Source organism: Pseudomonas sp. PDM02 (assembly GCF_014852285.1).
Lineage (GTDB): Bacteria > Pseudomonadota > Gammaproteobacteria > Pseudomonadales > Pseudomonadaceae > Aquipseudomonas > Aquipseudomonas migulae.
On sequence record NZ_JACVBL010000003.1, the window covers coordinates 315,190 to 332,365 of the forward strand.

Here is a 17,176-nt window from a genome sequence, read left to right on the forward strand (position 1 = left end):
CCTTGCTGGCGATGGCGCCCCCAAGATAACCGCAAACCTCAAGGCCCAATCGCCAGCAAGCCGGCTCCTACAATAACCGTGCGCAGCCGATCCACCGGGTCAACACCAAACCCTGTAGGAGCCAGCTTGCTGGCGATGGCGTCCTCAACATAACCGCAAGCCTCAAGGCCCAATCGCCGGCAAGCCGGCTCCTACAATGGCCGTGCGCAGCCGATCCACCGGGCAAACACTAAACCCTGTAGGAGCCGGCTTGCTGGCGATGGCGGCCGCAAGATCAGTGCAGGACTCGAGGCCCGATCACCAGCAAGTCAGCTTTAAGTCCGCCTTTTAATTTGCTCAATCGCAAGGCACTTCTATATTGAGGATGTGCTCTGACTTTCCTGCCTCCTGGCGAGTGCGGCCTATGGCTACGACTGACCAACTGATCATCTGCGAGCACTGCGACTGCGTGTATCAAAAAGTCACGCTCGCCAAACATCAGAAAACCCTCTGTACGCGCTGCGGCGGCGTGCTTCAGCGCTATAACGGCCTGACGGTGGAGCAGCGGCTGGCGCTGACCGTCACCGCGCTGATGCTGTGGATTTTCGCCAATTTCTACCCGGTCATGAGCATCAGCCTGCAAGGCCTGAAAAACAGCGCGACGCTGTGGGATTCGGTACAGGCCCTGAGTCTGGGCCCGATTACCTTCATCGCGATGGTGGCGGCCATCGCCATGATCATCGCGCCGATTTTCCAGTTGCTGCTGCTGATCTGGGTCCTGAGTTTTGCCCTCGCCTCCCGTCGTTCGCCGGGTTTCAGATTCTGTATGCGCTGGCTGGAAACCCTGCGGCCCTGGAGCATGCTGGAAGTCTGCCTGCTGGGGGCGATGGTCGCGGTGATCAAGCTTGCCGGGTTGCTCGACGTCCTGCCCGGCATCGGCCTGTTCGCACTGGCCATTCTCAGCCTGATGATGATCCGCATCGCCGGGCGCGATGTCCGTGAACTGTGGGATGTCTTATGACCACGCCACCAGTCGCCAGCGAACTCAACCTGTGTCTCTGCCACAGCTGCGGCCTGGCCTGTGACATGACCGGCGACCCCCACGAATGCGAACGCTGCGGTGCGCCGCTGCATCGGCGCAAAACCAACGCCCTGACCCGAACCTGGGCCTACTTGATCACGTCATTGGTGTTTTACATCCCGGCCAATGTGTTGCCGGTGATGAACACCAAAATGGTCGGCAGCGGCGCGGACAGCACAATCATGGGCGGTGTGCTGGATTTCTGGCAGCACGGCGCCTGGGACATCGCCCTGATCATTTTCATTGCCAGCATCGCGGTGCCGGGCATCAAGTTCGTCGCCCTGTCGTTATTGCTGGTGACCGTTCAGCGCAACAGTGATTGGGCGCGCAAGGAGCGCTCAAAAATGTACCGTTTCGTCGAGCTCATCGGTTATTGGTCGATGCTTGACGTGATCGTGGTCGCCCTGGTGGCTTCGTTGGTGAAGTTCCAGGCGCTGGCCGATATCGAACCGCGCGCGGGCATTCTGTTTTTTGGTCTGGTGGTGGTGTTCACCATGCTGTCGGCGATGAGTTTCGACCCACGTCTGATCTGGGATCAGCAACATTCCGAAAACGAGGAGGTCATGGATGAAGTCTCAAGCCGCTGACGGGCCGCAAGCTCCCGGGCAGGCCCCCATCAAGACCCGCCGCTACAGCGTTTCATTGGTGTGGATCGTGCCGATTGTCGCGGTGCTGGTGGGTATTTCGCTGGTGGTTCACAGCATTTTGCAGGAAGGACCGACCATCACCGTCACGTTCAAGACCGGTAGCGGCCTGACCGCCAACAAGACCGAAGTCAAATACCGCAACGTGGTGATCGGGCATGTCTCCGACGTGGAACTGAGCGGCGACCAGAAAAGCGTCAACGCCACCATCAAACTGTCCAAGCAGGCGGAAAGTTTCACCCGCGAAGACTCGCAATTCTGGGTGGTGCGGCCCCGCATCGGTGCTGGCGGCGTGTCGGGCATCGATACACTGCTGTCCGGGGACTACATTGGCGCCGATATCGGCCAGGCCAATGCCCGGTCGAAGAATTTCACCGGGCTGGAAAATCCACCCCCCATTACCTATGGCGAACCCGGAAAGCGCTTTACGCTGCACACCCAGGACCTGGGCTCGCTCGACATTGGTTCCCCCGTCTACTACCGCAAAATTCCGGTCGGCCAAGTGGTCGCCTATGCCCTGGATGCCGACGGCAAAGGGGTGAATCTCGAAGTCTTCATCCATTCGCCCAACGATGCCTTCGTCACCGATAACACCCGGTTCTGGAATGCCAGCGGCATTGATGTCAACGTCGGCGCCAACGGTTTTTCGGTGAAGACCGAGTCGCTCTCGTCCATATTGGTGGGCGGCATCGCGTTCAGGGCTCCGGAATACAGCCCCAACGATAAACCGGCGCTAGAGGACAAAGGCTTCGAGCTGTTCGAAGACCAGCAAACCGCCCTCGCCCCACCCAGCGGCAAGGCGCAGTTCCTGAGTTTGCGTTTCGACCAGGCATTGCGCGGGCTGAAAGTCGGTGCACCGGTGGAATTCCTCGGCATCGAGTTCGGCAGGGTCGTATCGGTCAATCTGGATTTCGACCCGAAAAAACGCAGCTTTCCGGTCAACGTCGGCATCGTGATCTACCCACAACGGCTCGGCCAGGCCCACGCCAGAATGCTTGAAGCGTTGAAGCATGACCCCAATGACGAAGCCGCCGGCGTACGGTTGATGGGCAGCTTCATCGAAAACGGCCTGCGGGCCCAGGCCCGCAGCGGCAATCTGTTAACCGGCCAGTTGTACATCGCACTCGACTTCTACCCCAAAGCGGAGAAAGTCGTGTTCGACCCGACCGCCCGCCCTGTCAGCATTCCCACCATTCCTGGCAGCCTCGAACAGTTGCAGGAAAAACTCGAAGGCATGGTCACCAAGATCAACCAACTGCCCATCGAGCGCATCGCCGGCAACCTCGACAGCAACCTCGTAGAGCTGCGCAAGGGCCTCGCGCAATTCAACGCCAAGACCCTGCCTGGCGTGCAAACCACCCTGGCAGATGTCAGCAAAACCCTGCAATCGGCCAGCTCGACCCTTGCCGAAGACTCGCCGCAACGCGAGCAATTGACCCAGACCCTGGAAGAACTCGGGCGCATGTCGCGCTCCCTGCGTGAGCTCTCGGATTACCTGGGCCGGCATCCAGAGTCGCTGATTCGCGGTCGTCCCAATAACGCAGCACCGACGGACCTACAGGGCCCACCGCGCAACTGACCACAGGAGCAACACCCATGGCTTTTCCGCTGAAGATTACCTTGGTCACTGCGTGTCTACTGCTCGCCGCCTGCCGCAGTGACCCGATTCAGTTCCACACCCTGACCCCGGCACAATTGAGCGGCACCGCACGAGGCAACGGCGGGGAAATCCAGATCGAAAGCCTCAGCGTGCCGGCCCAGGTCGATCGCCCGCAGATCGTCATTCGCCAAGGCAACAGCGGTGTGGCAATTCTCGAAACCCAATGGTGGGCTGCGAGTCTGGTGGACGAGTTGCGCAGTGCTCTGGTGGATCAACTGGCCAACAGCAGTCCGCAGCGAAGAGTATCGGTACGTCTGGATGTGCAACGCTTTGACTCGATTCCCGGGCAGTACGGTTTGATCGACGTCAAATGGCGCCTGCGCAATCCCGGCGAAGGCGATAACACGCTGATTACCTGTCGCAGCACCTTGCAGACGCCTTCAGGCCCCTCCATTGATGACTTGGTGGTGGCCCAGCAAAACAACGTCAAACGCCTGGCCGCGTTGATCAGCCAGGCGGCAACCACTGCGCAGCGAGGCTGTCCGTCTGCCAACTGACACCGATACAGAACGCCCGATATGGTTTTCCCTCGATGGCAAAGCACGTAGGATGCCGGCCAACCACCGAGGCTGACCGATGCTCCATTCAGGCACTTTTCAGGGTTCCAGCGTCAGAATCCTGATTTATCTTCTGTTCACGATCCAGCTCATCTCCATGGGTGCGATGGAAATGAGCGGCCCGTTCTGGCCGGTCTACCTGCGCGGGCTGACCACGTCGGAATCGCTGTTCAGTTTCGCCAGCATCGCCGTGTATGTTGGCCCGATGCTGGGCATCATGCTGACCAGCGCCTTCTGGGGCCGAATCGGCGACCGTTATGGTCACAAGTTGATGATGATTCGTGCCTTGGCCGGTTTGTCGTTGACTCAGTTGGGGTTGGCACTGTGCAGTGATATCTGGGTGATTCTGCTGCTGCGCTTCCTGCAAGGCGCCTTTGCCGGGTATATCGCGCCAGCCCAGGCTTACGGGGTCAGTATCGAGGCGCCCTCACGGCGGGCCCGCCTGTTTGCGATCCTGCAAATCTCCACCAACGTCGGCTCGTTGCTCGGCGCAGTGGTCGGCGGTCTGATTCTCGATTACGCGACTTTTTTCTGGATCAATCTCATCGCTTCGGCGCTCTGCGCGGTGTGCACCGTGGTGGCGGCCGTGACGTTGCCGGATGTGCCTCCCGTGAAAAAAACGCCGGTGGTGGATGCTGCGCCGCAGCCGGGTCGGGCACGCGGCGTGTGGCAGGGCTCGCCCCTGATGTCGCTGCTGGGCGTCATGGGCATTCTGCTGTTGGCGCGGATGCTGCCGCAGACATCGTTTTCGTTGTACGTCAGCTCGGTGTTTGAGGTCGGCAATTCGGTCACGGGCCTGTGTTACGGCTTGCTGGCACTGGGCTTCATCCTTTCGGCGACACGCTGGGCGCGCTACTTCGAACACCGGACGCAACAGCAAACCCTGCAGCGAATGTCCTGGGTTGTCATTGGCTGCATCGGCCTGACCGGCGTCGCCGGCCTTACCCGAAACCCGGCCGTGTTTGTCATGGCCTACTTCCTGTGGGGCGTGCTGCTGGGCGCCACGACGCCGGTGCTGATGGCGCTGATTTCCAAGACGGTCGACAGTTCACAACAGGGTTACGTACTGGGAGTGGCTCAGAGCACGGCGCAACTGGCCTCCATCGCAGGTATTTCCCTGGGCGGTTTGCTCAGCCAGGTCTACGGCCTGCAATACACCTATCTGATCGTTTGCCTCGCCTACGCAATGGCCTTGGTGCTCATTGTCGCCTTGCGTTATCGATCAGTACTGTTGCAACCGGACGAAGCGCCACGCTGCGACTGATCAGCCTCCCCCTTGCGCCGCAGGGGCGCAGTCACTTAGGATTGTGAATACTTCTCAATCGCTAAAAATTATCATCCATGAGCGATACCCTGCCCGCGACTCATCACAATCATCTGCGCGCGATCGAGGCCCTCTATACCGGCCATCACGGCTGGTTGTACGCCACGCTGCGCAAAAAACTGGGCAACGCCATGGATGCGGCGGACCTGGCGCAAGACACCTTCACACGCATACTGGCTTCCAGGGTCGCGGTCATTGAACAACCCCGGGCCTACCTGAGCTGTGTGGCCAAGGGCATTCTGGTCAATTGGTATCAGCGCAAGGCGCTTGAACGCGCCTATCTGGATGCCCTCGCGCTGTTGCCTGCCCCTGAAGCGCCCTCGCCCGAATTGCGTTTCATCGTGCTGGAAACCCTGCACGAAATCGACGCGATGCTCGACGCCCTGCCGCCGCTGGTCAAACGCGCATTCCTGCTGTCGCAGATCAGCGGGCTGAAATACGACGACATCGCCACGCAACTGGACGTGTCGCTGATCACCGTGAAGCGCTACATGAAACAGGCCTTCGTTCAATGCCTGATGCTGGTGGAATGAATGTCGACCTACGCCACGCCCACTCAGATTGATCCGCAAGTACTCGACGAAGCGGCCGAGTGGCTGATGCGCATCAGCGAAGGCGACCTTGACGATGCCGAGCGCGCCGAGTGGGAATGCTGGCGTGTCAGCAGCCCTGAACGCAGCCGCGCCTGGGGCCGCGCCCAACTGCTGCAAAGCAAACTGGGCGGCCTGCCCCCTTCATTGGCGATGTCGGCGCTGGATCGCCCGAGCAATCCCGAGCGCCGCGTGGCCCTCGGCAAACTGGCGATAATGCTGGCCGTGTTACCCGCCGGTTGGGGCAGTTGGAAGCTGGTCGAATCCCGACAATGGTCGGCCGACTACCGGACTGCCGTGGGCCAGCGACGCGAGTTGACGCTGGCCGATGGCTCGCGCATTACACTCAATACCGACTCGGCAATCGATGTGCTGTTCGACGCCCGTCAACGGCTGATCAATTTGCGTGAAGGTGAAATCCTGGTGCAGACCGCGCCGGATGTAGCCCCCCAGTCCCGACCGTTTCTGGTGACCACCCGTCAGGGGCGAATGCAGGCATTGGGCACGCGGTTTACGGTGCGCGAACTGCAAACCCGCACTCAGCTCGCGGTACTGGACGGCGCTGTCAGGGTTGAACTGCCTGGTGGCAACGGCGTAACGCCCTTGATCGTCAATGCCGGGCAACGCACCGACTTTTCATCGCAGGCTTTCGGCCTGCTGAACCCGGTGGATCGCTCCGTCAGCGCCTGGACCCAAGGCATGCTGATGGCCGACAACATGCGTCTGGCCGACTTCATCGCGGAACTGGCGCGTTATCGCAAAGGCTTCGTGCGTTGTGATCCGGCGATTGCCGATCTGCGCATTTCTGGCGCGTTCCCCATCAGCGATACCCAACGCACCTTGAACATGCTGGTGCAAACCTACCCGGTGCTCGCAACCGGCCACTTGAGCGGTTATTGGGTGACGCTCTCCCCCGCCTGAACCTCGCGCAAAAAAAAATGGCTGAGCGGGTGATACTTTTTTTGATCTCGACTGGCAAGGAAAGGAAGAACTTCTCAACCTCGTCGAAAGGGTCATCACTCCATGTTCGTTGCACGCCCTCTGCGTTCGGATCGCTCACTCAAGCTGGCTATCCGCAGCGCGTTGCTAAGCCTTGCCCTGACCGGCGTCGCCTGCCCCGTTGCCCTTGCCGCGCCAGCGTCACTGGATGCCACTGCGACCCGCGCCTACAGCATTGCCCCCGGCCCGCTGGGGGCAACCTTGTCGAAGTTCGCTGTGGACGCCGGCATTGCGCTGTCATTCCAGCCATCGATGACCGAGGGCCTGATGAGCCCGGGGCTTTCCGGCACGTACTCGACCCAGGAAGCGATCACCCGACTGTTGTCCGGCAGCGGCCTGCAAATAGTGCCGCGCACTGATGGCAGCTACACCCTGGCGCCGGTCCCGGCCAACAGCGAGGGGGATCTGACCCTTGCCGAAACCACGATCAACGGCACCGACGGTCGCAAGGGCAGCTTGCCGCCAGCCTACCCGGGCGGTCAGGTCGCCCGTGGCGGGCGTCTCGGCATGCTGGGCAACAAGGACGTGATGGACGCGCCGTTCAGCGTCAGCAACTACACCTCGACATTAATGAAAGATCAGCAGGCCGTGACAGTGGCCGATGTGCTGGAGCGCGACTCCTCGGTACGCTCCACTGGCCAGACCGGCGGCATTGTCGATTCCTTCTTCATTCGCGGCTTCCCGGTGGGCGAAGGCAACCTCGGCGAACTGGCGTTCGACGGGGTGTACGGCGTTGCGCCCAACTACCGGGTCTTCACCGAATACGCCGAGCGTATCGAAGTGATCAAGGGCCCCGGCGCCCTGCTGTACGGCATGTCGCCCAACAGCGGTGTCGGTGGCGTGATCAACGTAGTCCCCAAGCGTTCTCTCGATGAGGACCTGACCCGTTTCACCGCCAGCTACGCCATGGATTCGCAGATCGGCGGCCACGTCGATGTCAGCCGGCGCTTCGGCGAAGAACGCCGCTTCGGTGTGCGCGTCAACGGCAGCACCCAGCAAGGTGACACGGCCATCGACGATCAATCCCGGGACGTCGACATCGGTGCCATCTCCCTGGACTATCAGGGTGATCGCCTGCGAACCACCCTGGACCTGATCAGCCAGAAAGAACAATTCGACGCCGCGTCCCGTCCGTTTCTCATCGCCTCGGGCGTGGAGATTCCCTCCGCCGCCAACGGCCGCACCAACGTGAGCCAGGACTGGGGATGGGCCGAAACCCGCGATAAATCGGCCCTGCTCGGTGCCGAGTACGACCTCAACGACACCTTGACCGTGTTCGCCCACGCCGGTGGCGGCCGGTCGGACGTGAAGCGGATGTCTGATCAGACCCCGACCATTCTCAACAACGCGGGTGACACCTCTTCAATCCCGGGCTACTACAAATTCGAAGTCGAGCGCTACACCGTCGACGCCGGTGCCCGCCTGCGCTTCGACACCGGCCCGATCAGCCACAGCACCACGTTGCAGGTCACCCGTTACCGCGACGAACTGAAACGCGGCATCATTTCCGGCCCGGCCGTGCTGTCGAACATGTACCACCCGATCGACCGTCCGAAACCGTCCATTGCCGAACCGGATGCCCTCAAAGTTTCCGAGACAGAACTGTCGGGCGTGGCGTTGGCCGACACCCTTTCGGTACTGGATGAGCGCTTGCAGGTCACTGTCGGCCTGCGCAAGCAGAACATCGAATCCGACAACTTCAACGCGGCCGGCGCCGTCACCACGTCTTATGACGAAAGCGAGACCACGCCGCTGTTCGGGGTGGTGGTCAAGCCCTGGGACCACGTGTCGTTCTACTACAACTACATCGAAGGCTTGAGCAAGGGCGACATCGCCCCGGCCACCGCGTCGAACTCCGGCGAGATCTTCGCGCCATACATTTCCCGCCAGCAGGAAGTCGGGGTCAAGGTCGACTACGGCACCTTCACCTCCACGCTGAGCCTGTTCCAGATCAAGAAACCCAGCGGCGAGCTGGCCTCCGGCGTGTTCTCGGTACAAGGTGAACAGCGCAACCGGGGCGTGGAGTTGAACGTGTTTGGCGAGATCGCCCAAGGCACTCGCCTGCTCGGTGGCGTCACCGTCCTCGACGCTGAACTGACCAAGACCGGAACCGTTGCCAATCGCGGCAACAAACCGGTGGGCGTGCCCGAGGTCCAGGCCAACTTGTGGGCCGAGTGGGATACGCCGTGGATCGAAGGTTTGACGCTGACCAGCGGCGCGATCTACACCGGCAGCCAATACGTTAACCAGGCCAACACCCAGGAACTCGACCCATGGACCCGCTTCGATGTTGGCGCACGTTACGCCACGCGCATCGCGGAGCGTCCGACCACATTCCGGGCCACGGTGCAGAACGTTTTCGACCGTGAGTACTGGTCCGGTGTCGCGTCCTATGGCGCCTTCTCACAAGGTTCGCCGCGCACCCTGCAACTGTCGGCCACCGTCGACTTCTGAAACGTTCAGCCCCGGGCAACGGCCTGAGCCGTTGCCCGGTCTGGCTACCTGTAAAGGTTTCAACCATGGCATCTGTTCATCCACGCCGCCACGCCTTCGCGGCCCTGCTATTGGCGGGACTGCTGGGCGTGGTGTGGTTTTCCCTGGCGCCGCGCACCGCGCTCGCGGCGAATCCGGATCCCGCCGCCGTCACGGTCACTGACCTGCTGGGCCGCAAGGTCAAGGTTCACCTCCCGGTCAGGCGGGTGATTCTCGGCGAGGGGCGCCAGTTGTACCTGGTCGCCGCGCTGGATACGCAAAACCCCATCGAGCGCATCGTCGGTTGGCGCAAGGACTTGATTCAGTCCGACCCGGATACTTACGGCGCCTACCTGCGCAAGTTCCCCGACATCGCCAGGATTCCCACCTTCGGCGGCTTTGAAGACGGCACCTTCGACATCGAGCAAGCGATCTCGCAACAACCGGACGTCATCGTCCTGAACATCGAAGCGCAGCACGCCACCGAAGATGCGCGCTACATCGAGAAGCTCGACGCGCTGGGAATCCCGGTGGTCTACGTCGATTTTCGCAACAACCCGATGCAAAACACCGAGCCGACCATGCGCCTGTTCGGCCAGTTGTTTGGCAAGGAAGAGCGCGCCGAGGCGTTTATCGATTTTCGCAATCAACAGATCCGTCGTGTCACCGACGTCATCGAGGCCAAACACCCTGCGCGGCCCACGGTGTTCATCGAGCGAATCGGTGGGTACACCGACGATTGTTGCCTGAGTTTCGGCAACGAGAATTTCGGCCTGTTTGTCGACATGGCCGGAGGCAACAACATCGCCAAAAGCATCATTGCGAACACCTTTGGCCAGTTGAACCCCGAACAGGTGATCGTCGCCAACCCGGATCAAGTGGTCGTCACCAGCGCCAACTGGGAAGCCTTTGCGCCCGGCGGTCGCTGGGTAGGCGTCGGACCGGGCGCGGACCTGACACAAGCGCGACACAAACTGGCCTGGTACACCCAACGCCCGGCCTACGCCGGTATCAAGGCGCAGAACGATCAAGCGTTTCATGCCATCTGGCACCAGTTCTACAACAGCCCCTACCAGTTTGTGGCCATCCAGCAATTGGCCAAGTGGTTTCATCCGGCGCTGTTTGCCGATCTGGATCCCGACGCCGCGTTTCGCGAACTCCACGAGCGCTTCCTGCCCGTGCCCTACCAGCCGGGCTACTTCGTCAGCCTTGAGAAAACCGGGGGCAAGCCATGAGTTCGCTAGGTGAACTGCCTATTGCGCAGAGCGTGACGTACCGTCAACGAGTCCTGCGAAAACGGCTGATCCTGGTGGCGCTGGCGGTGTTGCTGGTGTTCAGCGTGCTGCTCGATCTGGCGCTGGGTCCGGCCAGTTACAGCCTGAAGGAAGTGCTTGGCGCCCTGTTTTCACCGGACACGGCGTCGGCGCAAGTGCGGGTGGTGATGTGGGACATCCGCTTGCCGGTCGCGCTGATGGCGGTTGCGGTCGGCGCGGCGCTGTCGCTGGCCGGTGCGCAGATGCAGACAATCCTCAACAACCCGCTGGCCAGCCCGTTCACCCTGGGCCTTTCTGCTGCCGCCAGTTTTGGCGCGGCAATGGGACTGGCTTTCGGGGTGGCGCTGTTCCCGCTGGCGGCGCAGTACATGGTGCCGCTGAACGCGTTCATCATGGCCATGCTTTGCGCGCTGCTGATCCACTTTCTGAGCATGCGTCGCGGCGTAACCGCCGAAACCATCGTGTTGCTCGGCATTGCCCTGGTGTTTACGTTTAACGCGTTGTTGGCACTGGTGCAGTTTTTTGCCACCGAGCAAGCGGTGGCGGCCGTAGTGTTCTGGACCATGGGCAGCCTGACCAAAGCCACCTGGCCAAAACTCGGGGTGATTTGCGCGGTGATCCTCATAACCCTGCCGATTTTCGCCAAACGGGCCTGGGCCCTGACGGCCCTGCGCTTAGGCGATGACAAAGCCGCGAGCTTCGGGATCAACGTGCGCAGCTTGCGCTTCCAGACGCTGATCATGGTCAGCCTGCTCGCCTCGTTTCCGGTGGCCTTCGTCGGCACCATCGGTTTTATCGGGCTGGTCGGCCCGCACATTGCCCGGATGCTGATTGGTGAAGATCAACGGTTCTTTTTGCCGGCGTCATTGCTGACCGGTGCGCTGATTCTGTCCGCCAGTTCGGTGGTCAGCAAAACCCTGATCCCCGGCGCGATTTTCCCTATTGGCGTGGTCACTTCGCTGATCGGCGTGCCGTTCTTCATCTCTTTGATCCTTGGCGGGAAGAAAAACACATGGTGAAGCTCCAGCTTGAAAACCTTGGCGCCCGCTATGGCCAGCGCGAAATCATTAGCGGCGTGACCACGGCAACGTTTATCGGTGGCCAGGTGGTCGCAGTGGTCGGGCCCAATGCAGCGGGTAAATCCACCCTGTTCAAACGCATGGCCGGGCTGATTGACGGCCCGGGACAGGTCAACTTGCAGGGCTCGAAAAAGGGGCCACAGGGCATCAGCTACATGCCTCAGGGCTTGAATGCCAGTGCCCGGCTGACCGTCTACGAATCCGTGCTGCTGGCCCGCAAACAACTGACGCCGGGATGGGTCGTTCACGACGACGAGCTGAAACTCGTGGACCAGATTCTCGACGCGCTCGGCATCACCGAACTATCCTTTCGCAACCTCGGTGAACTCAGTGGCGGGCAGCAGCAATTGGTATCGATCGCACAAACGCTGGTGCGCGAACCGGAAATCCTGCTGATGGACGAACCGACCAGCGCGCTGGACATGCATCGGCAGGTGCAAGTGCTGAACTTCATGCGCGCACTGGCACGCAAACGCGAAGTCATTGTATTTATTGCCATCCATGACCTGAATCAAGCGCTACGCTTTGCCGATCAGGTATTGGTGATTGCCAATGGAACCTCCCGGGGGAGCGGCCCCAGCGATGAAGTGATCACCGAACAGATGCTGCGCGAGGTCTACGAGGTCGAAGCCAGAATCGAGATTTGCAGCCGTGGCCAGCGCCATATCCTGATCGACGACATCGTTTGAATCAGATCGACCGCGCAAGGCGCTGAGTCACTGCTAATCTGAATGAAAATGACATGTATTAACGGTTTATTTAACGTTTTTTTCTCATTGTACCCACTACATTCCAGCGATCCGAAACATGCAAATGATTCGCATTGGTTGAACCGCGAATTCCTGCGCATGACGCCCAAAAAAACAGGAGCTGCCCGAAGCATGAATCGCCATATCCCCTCTTTCCTGAAAAAAGCCCTGCTGGCCACTGCCCTGCTGAGCGCCGGCCACGTCTACGCCGCCGATGCCGACGGTATCGTGGTCTACAACGCCCAGCACGAAAGCCTGACCAAAGCCTGGGTCGAAGGTTTTACCAAGGAGACCGGGATCAAGGTCACGATACGCAATGGCGACGACACGGAAATGGGCAATCAGATCGTGCAGGAAGGCGCGGCCTCCCCGGCTGACGTGTTCCTGACCGAAAACTCCCCGGCCATGGTGCTGGTGGACAACGCCGGGCTGTTTGCGCCAGTGGCGCCGACCACCCTGGAGCAAGTCGACGCAGCCTACCGTCCGGCCCATGGCAAATGGGTCGGGATCGCGGCGCGCTCCACGGTGTTTGTCTATAACCCGGGCAAACTGCCCGAAGCCGAATTGCCGAAGTCGCTGATGGACCTCGCCGACGCCAAGTGGAAAGGCCGTTGGGCGGCCTCCCCGGCTGGTGCCGACTTCCAGGCGATTGTCGCCGCCGTGCTGGAGCTCAAGGGCGAAGCCGCCACGCTTGAGTGGCTGAAGGGCATGAAAAACAACTTTACCGCGTACCGGGGCAACAGCTCGGTGCTCAAAGCGGTCAACGCCGGGCAAATTGACAGCGGCGTGATTTATCACTATTACCGCTTCGGTGATCAGGCCAAGACCGGCGAGAACAGCAAGAACACCGCCCTGCACTACTTCAAGCACAAAGACCCGGGCGCGTTTGTGAGTATTTCCGGTGGCGGTGTCCTGGCGTCCAGCCAACACAAGGATCAAGCCCAGGCGTTCCTGAAGTGGGTCACCGGCAAAGACGGCCAGGCGATCCTCAAGACTGGCAACTCCTATGAATACGCTGTAGGCAAGAACGCTGAATCCAACCCCAAACTGGTGCCGCTGCAGCAGCTCGACGCGCCGAAAGTCGACGCCTCGAAACTCGACAGTAAAAAAGCCGTGGAGCTGATGACTCAGGCCGGACTGCTCTAATTGATACCTGAAACATTACCGGCGGGCGTCGCTGAGGCGATTCCCGCAACTTTACGCCGCCGCTCCCGCGGATTGTTCGTGGGTCGCGGCGGTGCGTGGGTGATCGGTTTGTCGGTGCTGGTTTCTCTGCTCGCGCTGCTGCCCATCGCCTTTGTCATCGGCGTGTCCGTGCAAACTGGCTGGTCGACCTTGCTGGCACTGGTGTTCCGGCCACGGGTTGGCGAGCTGTTGATCAATACGGTGTTGCTGGTGTTGATCACGATCCCCTTGTGCATCGCGCTGGGCGTGACACTGGCCTGGCTGACCGAGCGCAGCGATCTGCCGGGGCGACGCTGGTGGTCGTTACTGGCGACCGCGCCGCTGGCGGTCCCGGCATTCGTCCACAGCTATGCCTGGGTCAGCCTGGTGCCGCCGATTCACGGGCTGTTTGCCGGGGTTCTGGTGTCGGTCATCGCCTACTTCCCCTTCCTCTACTTGCCGATTGCGGCGACTTTGCGTCGGCTCGATCCGGCCATTGAAGATGTCGCGCAATCAATGGGGCTCAAGCCCTGGGCCGTGTTTTTTCGCGTCGTGCTGCCGCAGTTGCGCCTGGCCATTTGCGGCGGCGCCTTGTTGGTGGGGCTGCACCTGCTGGCCGAATATGGCCTGTACGCGATGATCCGCTTCGACACCTTCACCACGGCGATCTTCGATCAGTTCAAATCCACCTTCAACGGACCTGCCGCGAACATGCTGGCCAGTGTTCTCGCGCTGTGCTGCCTGGCGATGCTTACCGTTGAATCGACAGCGCGTGGCAATGCGCGTTATGCCCGCGTCGGTTCCGGAAGCGCCCGGGAGCAGCAGCTCGTGCGCCTGAAAAAGGTGCCCACGGTACTCGCGCTGACCTTGCAAATCGTGACCTGCGCCCTCGCGCTCGGGGTGCCGTTGATCACCTTGGGCAAGTGGCTGATCGCCGGTGGTGTGCACGTCTGGCAGATGGCCGATTTGATGCCGGCACTGCAACAGACGCTGCTGCTGGGGATTGCGGGTGCGGCTCTCACCACCTGCGCGGCGATTCCGATTGCCTGGCTGTCGATCCGCTCGCCGGGGCGGCTACAACGGGTCCTCGAAAGCTGCAACTACATCACCAGCTCATTGCCGGGCATTGTGGTCGCCCTGGCCTTGGTGACCGTCACGGTACATTTCGCCCGGCCGATTTATCAGACCACGATCACCGTACTGCTGGCGTATCTGCTGATGTTTTTACCCCGTGCGCTGGTCAGCTTGCGGGCGGGTATCGCCCAGGCGCCGGTGGAGCTGGAGAACATCGCGCGCAGTCTCGGTCGCTCGCCCGGCCGCGCACTGTGGCTGATCACCCTGCGCCTCGCCGCGCCCGGTGCAGCCGCGGGTGCCGCGCTGGTGTTTCTGGCGATCACCAATGAATTGACCGCCACCTTGCTGCTCGCACCGAACGGCACGCGCACGCTGGCGACCGGGTTCTGGGCGTTGACCAGCGAGATCGACTACGCCGCTGCCGCGCCTTATGCCTTGCTGATGATCCTGCTGTCACTTCCGTTGACCGGGCTCCTCTATCACCAATCCAAAAAAACGGCTGGCCGATGAACGCTCTTGAACTGCATTCGATCTGCAAATCCTATGGCTCGCAACGCGCCCTGGAAAACATCAGCCTGTCGGTGCCAACGGGCAGCCGTACGGTGATCGTCGGGCCTTCCGGTTCGGGCAAAACCACCTTGTTGCGCATGATCGCCGGTTTCGAGTTTCCGGACTGGGGTCGCCTGACACTCAACGGCCAGACGTTGGTGGACGACACCCTCGAGGTCCCGGCGCACCAACGCCAGATAGGTTATGTCCCGCAGGACGGCGCCCTGTTCCCGCACATGACCGTGGCCGCCAACATCGGTTTCGGCTTGTCGATCAAGGGTGCGCAAAAACAGGAGCGTATTGCTGAACTGATGGACAGCGTGGCACTGGATTCCAGCATGGCCAATCGTTGGCCCCACGAGCTTTCCGGCGGCCAGCAACAACGTGTGGCTCTGGCGCGGGCACTGGCGCAACAGCCACGCCTGATGTTGCTTGATGAGCCGTTTTCCGCGCTCGACACCGGCTTGCGCGCGGCCATGCGCAAACTGGTCGCGCGGTTGCTGGCAGACGCCGGGGTCACCACCATCCTGGTGACCCATGATCAAAGTGAGGCGCTGTCGTTTGCCGATCAACTGGCGGTCATGCGCGATGGCCAACTGGTGCAGTCAGGTCATCCACTGGACCTCTACCGCTACCCCGGTGACGAACAAACCGCGCTGTTCCTCGGCGATGCGGTGGTCATGCCCGCCAGGATCGAGGCTGGCTGGGCGCATTGTGATCTGGGGCGGATCCCGGTCAACAACCATCGCAACAACCGTTGCGCGCAGATCATGCTGCGGCCCGAGCAGCTGCAAGTGGTCGGCATCGTGCCGAGCGCGGTGGAGGCCACTGGGTGCCGCGCGGTGGTGACCGAACGGGATTTCAGCGGCAATACCTGCACCTTGACCGTGGAACTGGAGTCGCCGCCATCCGCCGAACAGCCCGGTCGCACGCTCATGGTGCGCAGTTCGGGCCTGTACGCGCCACCCACCGGCAGTGCGGTGCACGTCTCGACCATCGGTCACGCCCACGTGTTGAGCGAAGCTTAAAGGTCGAAACGATCCACGGCCCGTCGCCGCTCGTTATCATCCCGCACGTCGTAGTTGGCGGTTGTCTGGATATTGCTGTGATGGGCGAGTTTCTGCGCGATCGACAAGTCGTGTTCCTCGATCACCCGGGTAATGAACGAGCGGCGAAAATCGTGGGGCATGATCTTCACCCCGACCTGCGCACCGCGCTGGCGGGCGATGTAATAGATCGCGTGCTTGGTGATGCGCTCACGGGTGATGTGGCTGCCACGGCGAATGCGATTGAACAGGAACGGATCGTCCACTTCGCCTTCCTTGAGCTGCGAACGGCGCAGCTCCAGCCAGGCATCCAGTTTGGCGAATGCCCAGGCCGGTGCGTATTTGATCAATTGCTTGTTGCCTTTGGCGGTCACCCGCAGGCTGCGCTCGGTGAAATCCACCTGATCGAGGTCCAGGTTCACCGATTCCGATTTACGCATGCCCGAGCCATACAGAATCCCGATGATCGCCGCGTCTCGCAGGCCCTGTGGCCGTGGGTCCGCGGCACAGACCGCCATCATTTCCTGAATCAGCGAGCGTCGCAGGTTGCGCCCTTGGGACAGCCGCGTTCCGGCAATCCCCTTGACCGAACGCATTTTCAGCAAGTGTTCCTGGCTGATCAGGCTCATGCGCCACGCTTCGTTCATCACCCCGCGCACAGCGTTGACGTACAGCGACGACGTATTCGGCGCGTAGCCATCCTCACGCAGTGCCGCGACCAGCGCGATCACATCCTCGGGCTGAAGCTCGTGCCAGGGAATTTCCTCGACGTTCATGTCTTCGAAGCCCAGACGGTCGGCGGCATCCTGCAACACATAACGCATGGTCAGTTGGCTGGACGGCGCCAGTCGCGCCAGATACACGGTCATCGGGCTCTTTGCAGCAGTTGAATCAGCAACAGGTAAGTCAATCAAAACAAAACGGCCTTGAGTGGA

The 17,176-nt window shown here is 61.1% G+C and carries 15 protein-coding genes; 14 read left to right on the plus strand and 1 reads right to left on the minus strand.

The window, feature by feature from the left end; translation table 11 throughout:
• The first annotated feature begins 403 nt into the window (after nt 1-403).
• From IB245_RS07780 to IB245_RS07845, 14 genes are all read left to right on the plus strand, one after another.
• Nucleotides 404-1,000 carry a paraquat-inducible protein A gene (locus tag IB245_RS07780; protein ID WP_192227209.1) on the plus strand — a complete coding sequence of 199 codons (597 nt, stop codon included), beginning with the start codon at nt 404-406 and terminating at the stop codon, nt 998-1,000.
• A complete protein-coding gene (locus IB245_RS07785; protein WP_192227210.1) occupies nt 997-1,647 on the plus strand; it encodes a paraquat-inducible protein A in 651 nt (216 codons plus the stop codon). Before IB245_RS07780 ends, IB245_RS07785 begins: the two co-directional genes overlap by 4 nt.
• On the plus strand, nt 1,628-3,283 hold the full coding sequence (locus IB245_RS07790; protein ID WP_008038427.1) for an intermembrane transport protein PqiB: 1,656 nt from the start codon (nt 1,628-1,630) through the stop codon (nt 3,281-3,283). Before IB245_RS07785 ends, IB245_RS07790 begins: the two co-directional genes overlap by 20 nt.
• A 17-nt stretch (nt 3,284-3,300) precedes the next feature.
• Nucleotides 3,301-3,861: a membrane integrity-associated transporter subunit PqiC gene (locus tag IB245_RS07795; RefSeq protein ID WP_192227211.1), complete on the plus strand. Its 561-nt coding sequence runs from the start codon at nt 3,301-3,303 to the stop codon at nt 3,859-3,861.
• 79 nt (nt 3,862-3,940) lie between these two features.
• The gene (locus IB245_RS07800; protein WP_192227212.1) at nt 3,941-5,185 is read left to right on the plus strand and encodes an MFS transporter; all 1,245 of its coding nucleotides are present in this window, start codon (nt 3,941-3,943) and stop codon (nt 5,183-5,185) included.
• A gap of 77 nt (nt 5,186-5,262) precedes the next feature.
• Nucleotides 5,263-5,778 carry a sigma-70 family RNA polymerase sigma factor gene (locus tag IB245_RS07805; RefSeq protein WP_008026436.1) on the plus strand — a complete coding sequence of 172 codons (516 nt, stop codon included), beginning with the start codon at nt 5,263-5,265 and terminating at the stop codon, nt 5,776-5,778.
• Nucleotides 5,779-6,756 (plus strand): FecR domain-containing protein, encoded by a 978-nt coding sequence (locus IB245_RS07810; protein ID WP_192227213.1) that lies wholly within the window; start codon nt 5,779-5,781, stop codon nt 6,754-6,756.
• 102 nt (nt 6,757-6,858) lie between these two features.
• A complete protein-coding gene (locus tag IB245_RS07815) occupies nt 6,859-9,288 on the plus strand; it encodes a TonB-dependent receptor (protein ID WP_192227214.1) in 2,430 nt (809 codons plus the stop codon).
• A gap of 65 nt (nt 9,289-9,353) precedes the next feature.
• On the plus strand, nt 9,354-10,541 hold the full coding sequence (locus IB245_RS07820) for an ABC transporter substrate-binding protein (protein WP_192227215.1): 1,188 nt from the start codon (nt 9,354-9,356) through the stop codon (nt 10,539-10,541).
• Nucleotides 10,538-11,599 (plus strand): FecCD family ABC transporter permease, encoded by a 1,062-nt coding sequence (locus IB245_RS07825; RefSeq protein WP_192227216.1) that lies wholly within the window; start codon nt 10,538-10,540, stop codon nt 11,597-11,599. Before IB245_RS07820 ends, IB245_RS07825 begins: the two co-directional genes overlap by 4 nt.
• Nucleotides 11,593-12,348: an ABC transporter ATP-binding protein gene (locus IB245_RS07830; protein ID WP_192227217.1), complete on the plus strand. Its 756-nt coding sequence runs from the start codon at nt 11,593-11,595 to the stop codon at nt 12,346-12,348. Before IB245_RS07825 ends, IB245_RS07830 begins: the two co-directional genes overlap by 7 nt.
• Nucleotides 12,349-12,540: 192 nt before the next feature.
• Nucleotides 12,541-13,554 carry an iron ABC transporter substrate-binding protein gene (locus tag IB245_RS07835; RefSeq protein ID WP_008026448.1) on the plus strand — a complete coding sequence of 338 codons (1,014 nt, stop codon included), beginning with the start codon at nt 12,541-12,543 and terminating at the stop codon, nt 13,552-13,554.
• A 3-nt stretch (nt 13,555-13,557) separates the two neighbouring features.
• Nucleotides 13,558-15,156 (plus strand): ABC transporter permease, encoded by a 1,599-nt coding sequence (locus IB245_RS07840; protein WP_192227298.1) that lies wholly within the window; start codon nt 13,558-13,560, stop codon nt 15,154-15,156.
• Nucleotides 15,153-16,223, plus strand: coding sequence for an ABC transporter ATP-binding protein (locus IB245_RS07845; RefSeq protein ID WP_192227218.1), 1,071 nt, complete (start codon nt 15,153-15,155; stop codon nt 16,221-16,223). The genes IB245_RS07840 and IB245_RS07845 overlap by 4 nt, the downstream gene beginning before the upstream one ends.
• On the opposite strand, the gene xerC is transcribed toward IB245_RS07845, so the two are convergent.
• Nucleotides 16,220-17,110 (minus strand): tyrosine recombinase XerC, encoded by an 891-nt coding sequence (xerC, locus tag IB245_RS07850; RefSeq protein WP_008038408.1) that lies wholly within the window; start codon nt 17,108-17,110, stop codon nt 16,220-16,222. The genes IB245_RS07845 and xerC overlap by 4 nt on opposite strands.
• Nucleotides 17,111-17,176 lie beyond the last annotated feature (66 nt).

Bases quoted from the DNA above. Each gene is read 5' to 3' on its own strand.
- IB245_RS07800 (WP_192227212.1), top strand. From the start codon at position 3,941: ATGCTCCATTCAGGCACTTTTCAGGGTTCCAGCGTCAGAATCCTGATT.
- IB245_RS07795 (WP_192227211.1), top strand. From the start codon at position 3,301: ATGGCTTTTCCGCTGAAGATTACCTTGGTCACTGCGTGTCTACTGCTC.
- IB245_RS07820 (WP_192227215.1), top strand. From the start codon at position 9,354: ATGGCATCTGTTCATCCACGCCGCCACGCCTTCGCGGCCCTGCTATTG.
- IB245_RS07805 (WP_008026436.1), top strand. From the start codon at position 5,263: ATGAGCGATACCCTGCCCGCGACTCATCACAATCATCTGCGCGCGATC.
- IB245_RS07790 (WP_008038427.1), top strand. From the start codon at position 1,628: ATGAAGTCTCAAGCCGCTGACGGGCCGCAAGCTCCCGGGCAGGCCCCC.
- xerC (WP_008038408.1), bottom strand. From the start codon at position 17,110: ATGACCGTGTATCTGGCGCGACTGGCGCCGTCCAGCCAACTGACCATG.
- IB245_RS07825 (WP_192227216.1), top strand. From the start codon at position 10,538: ATGAGTTCGCTAGGTGAACTGCCTATTGCGCAGAGCGTGACGTACCGT.
- IB245_RS07845 (WP_192227218.1), top strand. From the start codon at position 15,153: ATGAACGCTCTTGAACTGCATTCGATCTGCAAATCCTATGGCTCGCAA.
- IB245_RS07815 (WP_192227214.1), top strand. From the start codon at position 6,859: ATGTTCGTTGCACGCCCTCTGCGTTCGGATCGCTCACTCAAGCTGGCT.
- IB245_RS07830 (WP_192227217.1), top strand. From the start codon at position 11,593: ATGGTGAAGCTCCAGCTTGAAAACCTTGGCGCCCGCTATGGCCAGCGC.
- IB245_RS07835 (WP_008026448.1), top strand. From the start codon at position 12,541: ATGAATCGCCATATCCCCTCTTTCCTGAAAAAAGCCCTGCTGGCCACT.
- IB245_RS07780 (WP_192227209.1), top strand. From the start codon at position 404: ATGGCTACGACTGACCAACTGATCATCTGCGAGCACTGCGACTGCGTG.
- IB245_RS07785 (WP_192227210.1), top strand. From the start codon at position 997: ATGACCACGCCACCAGTCGCCAGCGAACTCAACCTGTGTCTCTGCCAC.
- IB245_RS07810 (WP_192227213.1), top strand. From the start codon at position 5,779: ATGTCGACCTACGCCACGCCCACTCAGATTGATCCGCAAGTACTCGAC.